The sequence below is a fragment of the Bradyrhizobium sp. 23 genome (assembly GCF_023073295.1).
GTDB lineage: Bacteria > Pseudomonadota > Alphaproteobacteria > Rhizobiales > Xanthobacteraceae > Bradyrhizobium > Bradyrhizobium canariense_D.
The window spans coordinates 58,697-61,239 of the sequence record NZ_JADPJF010000132.1; the positions used below are offsets into that span (position 1 = coordinate 58,697).

1 protein-coding gene and 1 pseudogene are annotated in these 2,543 nt (G+C 65.3%); one reads left to right on the forward strand and one right to left on the reverse strand.

Annotated elements, in window-relative coordinates; translation table 11 throughout:
- A partial coding sequence (locus IVB32_RS31745) for an AMP-binding protein (RefSeq protein WP_247412647.1) occupies nt 1–1,874 on the forward strand: 1,874 nt, incomplete at its 5' end.
- Nucleotides 1,875–1,946: 72 nt separating this feature from the next.
- On the opposite strand, the pseudogene tcuB reads toward IVB32_RS31745, so the two are convergent.
- Nucleotides 1,947–2,543: pseudogene (gene tcuB / locus IVB32_RS31750) on the reverse strand (tricarballylate utilization protein TcuB); the annotation flags it as partial.

Sequence of the window (2,543 nt, forward strand, 5' to 3'; positions counted from 1 at the left end):
TCAAGCTCGTCGCCGCCGGAGAGCCAGTGGTGATTTTCCCGGAAGGACGCATCACTGTTTCCGGCTCGCTGATGAAGGTCTATGACGGCACCGCGATGATCGCGGACAAGGCCGACGCGGTCGTCGTCCCGGTCCGCATCGAAGGCGCCCAACGCTCGCATCTCAGCTATCTCAACGGCAGCCAGATCAAGCGCTCGTGGTTTCCGCGGGTGACCGTCACCATCCTGCCGCCGGTCAAGCTACCGGTCGACGCGGCGCTCAAGGGCAAGGCGCGCCGCAATGCCGCGGGCGCAGCACTTCAGGACGTGATGATCGACGCCATGGTGAAGAACGCCATGCTCGATCACACCCTGTTCGAGGCGCTCGGACACGCCTATCGCGACCGCGACACCGGCAAGGTCATCGTCGAGGACGCGCTCGGCACCAAGCTGACCTATCGCAAGCTGATCCTTGGCGCGCAGGTCTTGAGCCGGAAGCTGGAGAACGGCACCGCCATCGGTGAAAATGTCGGCGTGCTGCTGCCGAATTCCGCAGGCGTCGCCGTGGTCTTCATGGCGCTGCAAAACATCGGCCGGGTGCCGGCGATGCTCAACTTCTCGGCCGGCCCGGTTAACGTGCTCGCCGCCATGAAGGCCGCACAGGTCAAGACCGTGCTGACGTCGAAGGCCTTCATCGAGAAGGGCAAGCTCGACAAGCTGATGGCGGCGGTCTCCGCGGAAGTCGGCGTCGTCTATCTCGAGGATGTCCGGGCCTCGATCGGCACGGCCGACAAGATCAAGGGTCTGCTCGCCGGTACTACGCCGCGCGTCGTCCGCCAGGCGAGCGATCCGGCCGTCGTGCTGTTCACGTCGGGCTCGGAAGGCACCCCCAAGGGCGTTGTGCTATCCCACCGCAATATCCTTGCGAACGCCGCACAGGCGCTGGCGCGGGTCGATGCCAACGCCAATGATAAGGTGTTCAACGTGCTGCCGGTGTTCCACTCCTTCGGGCTGACCGGTGGAATGATGATGCCGCTGCTCGCGGGCATTCCGATCTACATGTACCCCTCGCCGCTGCACTACCGGATCGTGCCCGAGCTGATCTACCAGACCGGAGCCACGATCCTGTTCGGCACCGACACATTCCTCACGGGCTATGCACGCTCGGCCCATGCCTACGACTTCCGCACCTTGCGCCTGGTGATCGCCGGCGCGGAGGCGGTCAAGGATCGCACCCGGCAGGTCTTCATGGAGCGTTACGGCATCCGCATCCTCGAAGGCTATGGCGTCACCGAGACGGCACCGGTGCTGGCGATGAACACGCCGATGGCCAATCGTCCAGGCACGGTCGGCCGCCTGTCGCCGCTGATGGAAAGCCGCCTCGACCCGGTCCCCGGCATCGAGGAAGGCGGACGCCTGTCGGTGCACGGACCCAACGTGATGCTCGGATACTTGCGGGCCGAAAATCCCGGCGTGCTCGAACCGCTCGCCGACGGCTGGCACGACACCGGCGACATCGTGGCGATCGACCCGGCCGGCTTCATCACCATCAAGGGTCGCGCCAAGCGCTTTGCCAAGATCGCCGGCGAAATGGTCTCGCTGTCGGCGGTCGAGAACATCGCGGCAACGCTGTGGCCGCAGGCCGGTTCAGTCGCCGTGTCGATCCCGGACCAGCGAAAGGGCGAGCGCATCGTGTTGCTGACGACGGAGAAGAACGCCGAGCGCAGCGCCATGCAAGGCCACGCCAAGGCGATCGGCGCGTCCGAGTTGACCGTTCCCGCTGCGATCATGGTGGTCGACAAGGTGCCACTGCTCGGGACCGGCAAGACCGACTACGTCACGGCAACGACGATGGCCCGCGAGCAGGCGTCTGGACCAGAGCGCGAGGTGGCATAAGAGAGATGCACGAGGCGCCTCAATCAGGCGAGGCGCGGTGCTCCGATCGGCCGCTTCCGCGCCGCCTGAATCTCAAGAACCGGCTTCTCCGCGTCGCTCCTGCGCATAACGCACCAGCGCCGCGAAGCGATAGATGCCGTGCACGAACTTGCCGTAGGGCATGGTGATGAACAGCGCGAACACTGCACCTAAATGGAGTGCCAGCAGCGGTCCCATGGCGGCAGTCTCCCGCAGAATCAGAAGCAGCATGCCGGTGAACCCGGTCAGGAACAGCATGGCGATGAAGCCGACATCCATGCCGTAGCGCTGCTCGTCGAGCAGCGCCGGATCGCGCCGCATCTTGGCGACGAACAGCCCGATCGGCCCGATGATCAGGCCGATGCCGCCGAGCGTGCCGAGAACCACCGGCAGATCCCACCACGGATACGGCGCCTCGCGGCCGAGCAGATAGTGATACAGCGTTGCGACCGAGGTCGCGGCGAAGCAGAGCAGGAAGCCGTAGAAGGTCAGGTGATGGAAAAGCTTGCGCCGGTCGGTCGGCTTGTCATCCTCATTGTAGCAGCCGACGCCGCCACCATGGAGGTAGCGCAGCTCACCAGCGTCGCGCATCGCCTGAAAGATCGAGCCGCCGTCCGCACGGCCGCCGATCGGCGGGCCGATATCCCGCCA